The sequence below is a fragment of the Rhodoferax sp. UBA5149 genome, from assembly GCF_002413825.1.
Taxonomy (GTDB): Bacteria; Pseudomonadota; Gammaproteobacteria; order Burkholderiales; family Burkholderiaceae_C; genus Rhodoferax.
The window spans coordinates 1-6,181 of the sequence record NZ_DHXT01000183.1 but is presented as its reverse complement, the minus strand read 5'-3'; the positions used below and the strand labels follow the sequence as shown (position 1 = coordinate 6,181).

Annotated in this window: 7 protein-coding genes; all 7 read left to right on the top strand. The window is 61.5% G+C overall.

Annotated features, from left to right (window positions below; genetic code table 11):
* Positions 1-699: DUF4197 domain-containing protein (locus B3V69_RS16590; protein WP_414707562.1), on the top strand; the 699-nt coding region annotated here is incomplete at its 5' end.
* 59 nt (positions 700-758) lie between these two features.
* The gene (locus tag B3V69_RS16585) at positions 759-1,280 is read left to right on the top strand and encodes a hypothetical protein (protein ID WP_296448113.1); all 522 of its coding nucleotides are present in this window, start codon (positions 759-761) and stop codon (positions 1,278-1,280) included.
* 284 nt (positions 1,281-1,564) lie between these two features.
* The gene (locus B3V69_RS20675) at positions 1,565-1,954 is read left to right on the top strand and encodes a hypothetical protein (protein ID WP_349679227.1); all 390 of its coding nucleotides are present in this window, start codon (positions 1,565-1,567) and stop codon (positions 1,952-1,954) included.
* Positions 1,955-2,008: 54 nt separating this feature from the next.
* Positions 2,009-2,455 carry a PTS sugar transporter subunit IIA gene (locus B3V69_RS16575; protein WP_296448112.1) on the top strand — a complete coding sequence of 149 codons (447 nt, stop codon included), beginning with the start codon at positions 2,009-2,011 and terminating at the stop codon, positions 2,453-2,455.
* Positions 2,424-2,693 carry an HPr family phosphocarrier protein gene (locus B3V69_RS16570; protein WP_296448111.1) on the top strand — a complete coding sequence of 90 codons (270 nt, stop codon included), beginning with the start codon at positions 2,424-2,426 and terminating at the stop codon, positions 2,691-2,693. The genes B3V69_RS16575 and B3V69_RS16570 overlap by 32 nt, the downstream gene beginning before the upstream one ends.
* A gap of 87 nt (positions 2,694-2,780) precedes the next feature.
* Positions 2,781-4,556 (top strand): phosphoenolpyruvate--protein phosphotransferase, encoded by a 1,776-nt coding sequence (gene ptsP / locus B3V69_RS16565; RefSeq protein WP_296448110.1) that lies wholly within the window; start codon positions 2,781-2,783, stop codon positions 4,554-4,556.
* Between the two features lie 273 nt (positions 4,557-4,829).
* Positions 4,830-6,181: ABC transporter transmembrane domain-containing protein (locus B3V69_RS16560; protein ID WP_296448109.1), on the top strand; the 1,352-nt coding region annotated here is incomplete at its 3' end.

The window sequence follows — 6,181 nt, the reverse complement described above, 5'->3', positions numbered from 1 at the left end:
CGTCGCAAGTTTAATTCTCTCCCGCTGCCGATGCTGGCGGCGGTACTCCTGCTGGCGCAACAATGGGCGCACGCCCTTTCCATTGACGACCTGACCAACACCGAGGCGTCGCAAGGCCTCAAAGCCGCGTTGGAGAAAGGCGCTGTTGCCGCGGTGAACTTGTTGGGCAAGACCGATGGTTTTCTTGGGAATGAAAAAGTACGCATTCATTTGCCAGGCTATCTGGAAGACGCCGCCAAACTGCTCAGAGCCTTGGGACAAGGTGCGCGCATTGATGAGCTGGTCACCGCCATGAACCGTGGCGCCGAAGCGGCCGTGCCGATGGCCAAAGACTTGCTGCTCGGCGTTGTTCGGTCCATGAACGTGACCGACGCCAAGAAAATTTTGCTCGGTGGGGAGACCTCGGTCACGGCTTTTTTTGCCGACAAAACCCGTTCACCGCTCAGCGTCAAGTTTTTGCCGGTGGTGAGCAAGGCGACCGCGAAAGTAGGATTGGCCGAAAAGTACAACCAGGTGGCCGGCAAGGCCGCCGATCTGGGGCTCGTCAAAAAGGAAGACGCCAACATCCAGCAGTACGTTACGGGCAAGGCACTGGACGGCCTTTATTTGATGATTGGCGAGGAAGAAAAGAAGATTCGCCGCGATCCTGTCGGCACCGGCAGCGCCGTGTTGAAAAAGGTATTTGGCGCACTGAACTAGGCGGTCATTGCTCGTCCGTGGCACAGCCAGCGCTGGGTGTCGGCACAGATAATCGACCCATGCCTTATTTCCTCCTCGTTGCCGTGTTGTGCGGCATCCCGATGCTGCCGGGTTGCAGTCCAACTTTCAACTGGCGTGACGTTCGCTCCGACCAAACGCCCCTGGTGGCGTTGTTTCCCTGCAAACCCGATCTGAGCGCGCGCGTGGTATCCCTCGGGGCGCAAGACGTGAGCATGACCATGTGGGCGTGCGATGCCGGTGGCGCGACGTTTGCCGTTGCCTACGCCGACATCAAGGTTGCCGCCGACGCGGGCGCGGCGCTTGGCCAGTGGAAGTCGGCCACCCTGCAGAACATGCGGGCGCCATCGCCGAGCGAGTTGCCCTATCTGATCAAAGGTGCCAGCGCGGTGCCGCCCGCCGTGCAGGTTCAGACGCGCGGCCTGCGCCCCGACGGCTCGGGCATGGCGGTGCACGCCGTCTGGTTTGCGCAGGGCTCCCAGGTATTTCAGGCCGCCCTGTACGCGGACACGGTTAGTCCGGCGCTGGCGGAAACCTTTTTTTCAGGGCTCAGACTGCAGTGAGCACCTGGCCCAAGCGTGCGGCCATCGTGGTTTTTCTGGTATTTGCCTTTGCCTACTTTTTTCAGCCCTGATACGCGCCATTACCGCCATGCTGTCACCGACGCTGACCCACGAGTTTGCGCACAGTGCCGGAGATCTGGGTTTTCGGTCACCCAGTTGCCCCTGGGCAGCTGGCTGGACCGGCATGGACCGAAGAAGGTCATTCTCAGTTTTCTGGCGGTGGCCGTGCTGGGCTGCGTCGCTTTTTCTTTGGCCACCAGCTTCGCTGGCGGCGCGGGTTTCATATGGATCGCTTGATTGGCCGGGGTTTGCCTATCAGCTTCTTTGTGCTTGCTATGATTATAATAGCTGGTCCTGCACTGTCGACGTGGGCTGGCGACTTGTTTGGCTTGTATTGTGTGGGCTGCACTTTTGTTTCGCTGGCGCAACCGGCGGTCGGCATGGCATTCGCTCCAGCGCTCGCCGGGCGGGCACTTTCGGCTTACAACCTGGTGATATTTGCCGGGGTATTTGCCGTGCAATGGGGCATCGGTCTGGCCATCGATGGTTTCAAGGCGCTGGGTCTGGCAGAAATACAGGCCTTCCAGTCGGCGATGGGCGTGTTTCTGCTGCGTTCTGTTGCGTCCTATGTCTATTTTTTAACTGCAAAAAGCCATAATGCTCTGAAGTGTTGAGGACAGCGCGGGCTCACGTCGTGAAGCCAGCGGTCTGTCCCGCAAGTTTTAACTATGAACAACGGCATTCTCATCATCGCGCATGCACCACTGGCCAGTGCGCTGCGCCAGTGCGTTTTGCATGTCTTTCCGGATGGTGCGGTGGGTGTGGCGGCGTTTGATGTGCAGCCCAATGTGCCACCCGAAGAAACGTTGGCGGGTGCCACGCAGGCCTTGGCCCTGCTGGATGCGCCGCGAACACTGGTGTTGACCGACATGTTTGGTGCGACGCCTTGCAACGTGGCCCAGAAGCTGGTTGACGGAGTGAATACAAAATTGATAGCAGGGGTAAATCTGCCCATGCTGTTGCGCGCCGTCACCTACCGACGCGAGTCGTTGGACGCGCTGGTGGCGCGGGCCTTGGCCGGCGGCACGCAGGGTGTCATGCAGGTGGCGACGACAGCGCCCCAGAATCAGGTGAGAAAGAAAAATGATCAAAACAACCACGACCATCAACAATAAATTGGGCCTGCATGCGCGGGCCTCCGCCAAATTGACCAAGCTGGCGGGCAGCTACCCGTGCGAAGTCTGGATGGCCAAGGGCGAGCGGCGGGTCAACGCCAAGAGCATCATGGGCGTCATGATGCTGGCGGCCGGTATCGGCAGCATGGTTGAAATCGAGACCACCGGTGAGCGCGAACAGGAAGCCATGAACGCGCTGCTGGCGCTGATTGCCGACAAATTCGGAGAGGGTGAATAGCATGACCCCCACGCTTGCCACTGCGTGTACTGCGCTGCCCCCCGAGGGGGCTGGCCTTGCTTGGGGCGGCCCGGCGCTGCGGCTGTTATGACCTTCGCCATTCACGGTCTGGCAGTCGCCCGCGGCATCGCCATCGGGCGCGCGGTGTTGGTGGCCTCCAGCCGGGTCGACGTCGCTCACTATTTCATTGAGGCGTCGCAGGTGGATGCCGAGATTGACCGGGTACGCATCGGGCGAAATGCGGTGGTGGATGAGATTCACCGCCTGCAAGCCAGCGTCATCCATATGGGTCCGAAAGAGGCGCCCCATGAGTTGATCGCGCTACTGGACGTGCACTTGATGCTGCTGCAGGACGATGAGCTGATCGGCGGCGTCAAGCACTGGATCACGGACCGCCTGTACAACGCTGAATGGGCGCTGACGACGCAGCTGGAAGTGATTGCACGCCAGTTCGACGAAATGGAGGACGAGTACCTGCGCGAGCGCAAGGCCGACCTGGAGCAAATTACCGAAAAGGTGTTGCTCGCCATGCAAGGCGAGGCCTTGTCCATGGTGCCGCCACCCAAGCGCGCGGAACGCAAGACCTCGCAACAAGACCTGCTGCTCGACGACACCGTCGATGTGCCCTTGATTTTGATCGCACACGAACTGTCACCGGCCGACATGCTGCAGTTCAAGCAAAGCGTGTTTGCCGGCTTCATTACCGACGTGGGCGGCAAAACCTCGCACACTGCCATCGTCGCGCGCAGCATGGACATTCCGGCGGTGGTCGGCGCGCGCCTGAGCAGCCAGCTGGTGCGCCAGGATGACTGGGTCATCATTGACGGCGACGCCGGCGTGGTGGTGGTCGACCCTTCGCCCATCATCCTGGCGGAGTATGGTTTCAAGCAACGCCAGCATGAGCTCGATCGCGGGCGGCTGACCCGCTTGCTGCACACGCCAGCTGTCACCCTGGACGGTCAAAAAATCGAATTGCTGGCCAACATCGAGATGCCGGAAGACGCGCTGGGCGCCATCAAGGCGGGAGCCGTCGGCGTGGGCTTGTTCCGCAGCGAATTTCTGTTCATGGGCCGCCAGGGCAAACTGCCCAATGAAGAGGAGCAGTACCAGGCCTACCGGCGCGCCATCGAAGGCATGCAGGGCTTGCCGGTGACGATTCGCACGGTCGATGTCGGGGCCGACAAACCGCTGGACAACGCGCTGCAGGACGAAGCACACCTGAACCCGGCCTTGGGTCTGCGCGCCATTCGCTGGAGCCTGGCCGATCCCGCCATGTTCCTGACGCAGTTAAGGGCGATCCTGCGCGCCGCCGCCCATGGCCAGGCGAATCTGCTGATCCCGATGCTGGTCCACGCCAGCGAAATTCGCCACACCATGGCCTTGATTGACCGGGCTCGCGTCGAGCTGGACAACCGGGGTGTGGCCTATGGCCCGGTCAAGATCGGCGCCATGATCGAGATCCCCGCCGCGGCCCTCACGCTCAAGGTGTTTCTGAAGTATTTCGATTTTCTGTCGATAGGCACCAATGATTTGATCCAGTACACGCTGGCGATTGACCGCGCCGACGAGTCGGTGGCGCATCTGTACGACCCCTTGCATCCGGCCGTGCTGCGGCTGGTGGCCGGCACCATCGCCGAATGCAATGCCCAGGGCAAACACGTGAGCGTGTGCGGCGAGATGGCCGGCGACACCAGCCTGACCCGCTTGTTGCTGGGCATGGGACTGCGCAGTTTTTCGATGCATCCGGCGCAAATTCTGGCGGTCAAGCAAGAGGTGCTGCGCGCCGACGCCGGCAAGCTGGCCCTGTGGGCCGAGCAGGTGATGGCCGATGACGAGCCTGGCCTGCGGATCATGAAGCACTAAAAGCGGGGCAGCTCCGGGTGGTCTGATGGAAAGCCCTTAAGGGAAAGTCCCCGCCCCTATCCCCCATTTGGGGGATATCTTTGATTTCCGTCACGCGATATATTTCCCCTAACTAAAACCGGCCCCACATAACTGCGGGCCATCAGGGAAGGTCAGCGTGTGACAGTCAATTCAAGTGGGCTCGCAGCCAACAGCGCGAGCGCGGATGATCAACAACAAAACTCAGTCCATTCAAACACTTCCAATGAAGTTCCGCTAAGCCCCACGGACCCGATGGCGCCGCTGGCCGCCCTGTGCACCGTCGCCCGCTTTCACCAGATCGCCGCCGACCCCGCCACACTGGCCCATCAGCTCGGCCTGTCCGCCAGTGATGCACTGAGCGCTTCAGACGTGCTGCGCGCCGCCCAGCACCTGGGCCTCAAGGCCAAGCTCAGCCGCACCAGCATCGACCGCCTGGCATTGACCCCCTTACCGGCACTGGCCCTGATGCGCACGGAGGATGAAACGTTACGCCTCGTCATCCTGGCCCAAAGCGACGGCCAGCGGGTTCTGTTTCAGGACGTATCCGCAGCGCCGCCTGGCTCAGCGGCAGGCAGCAACAGCCGCCCCACCATCGAACCAGTCGAAGTCTTCGCCACGCAATGGACCGGCGAGCTGATCCTGATCAGCAGCCGCGCCAGTATCGCCGGAGCGCTGGCCAAGTTCGACTTCAGCTGGTTCATCCCGGCCCTCGTCAAATACCGCAAGCTGCTGGGCGAAGTCTTGCTGATCAGCTTCATGCTGCAACTGTTCGGCCTGGTCAGCCCGCTGTTCTTCCAGGTGGTGATGGACAAAGTTCTTGTGAATAAAGGCATGACCACGCTCGACGTGCTGGTCATCGGCCTCGTGATCGTCGTCATCTTCGAGAGCATCCTGAACGCCCTGAGGTCGTATGTCTTCAGCCACACCACCAGCCGCATCGACGTCGAGCTCGGCGCACGCCTGTTCCGCCATCTGGTGCAACTGCCGCTGGCCTACTTCCAGGCCCGCCGAGTCGGCGATTCAGTCGCCCGGGTGCGCGAGCTGGAGAACATCCGCAGCTTCCTCACCGGCAACGCCTTGACCGTGCTGCTGGATGTCTTCTTCTCCATCGTGTTCATCGCGGTGATGCTGTTCTACAGCGTGCCCCTGACGCTCATCGTGCTGGTCAGCCTGCCGCTGTACTTCGGCCTGAGCCTGGCCGTGGTGCCGATCCTGCGCGCACGGCTGGACGTCAAGTTCGCCCGCGGTGCCGAGAACCAGTCCATGCTGGTGGAAACCGTCACCGGCATCCAGACCGTCAAGGCCACCGCGCTGGAGCCGGCTTTCTGCAAGCGCTGGGACAGCCAACTGGCGGCCTACGTGTCGGCCAGCTTCAAAACCCAGAACCTGGCCAGCGTGGCGCATGAAGGCGTGAACCTGATCGGCAAGCTGGTGAATGCCGCCACCCTGTGGTACGGCGCCCACCTGGTCATGAACAATGACCTCACCGGCGCGGGCTTGACGGTCGGCCAGTTCGTCGCCTTCAACATGTTCGCGCAAAGAGTCTCGCAGCCCATCATGCGCATGGCCCAGCTCTGGACCGACTTCCAGCAAACCGGCATCTC

Coding starts and splice junctions, on each gene's coding strand:
- B3V69_RS16585 (WP_296448113.1), top strand. CDS start 759: ATGCCTTATTTCCTCCTCGTTGCCGTGTTGTGCGGCATCCCGATGCTG.
- B3V69_RS20675 (WP_349679227.1), top strand. CDS start 1,565: ATGGATCGCTTGATTGGCCGGGGTTTGCCTATCAGCTTCTTTGTGCTT.
- B3V69_RS16575 (WP_296448112.1), top strand. CDS start 2,009: ATGAACAACGGCATTCTCATCATCGCGCATGCACCACTGGCCAGTGCG.
- B3V69_RS16570 (WP_296448111.1), top strand. CDS start 2,424: ATGATCAAAACAACCACGACCATCAACAATAAATTGGGCCTGCATGCG.
- ptsP (WP_296448110.1), top strand. CDS start 2,781: ATGACCTTCGCCATTCACGGTCTGGCAGTCGCCCGCGGCATCGCCATC.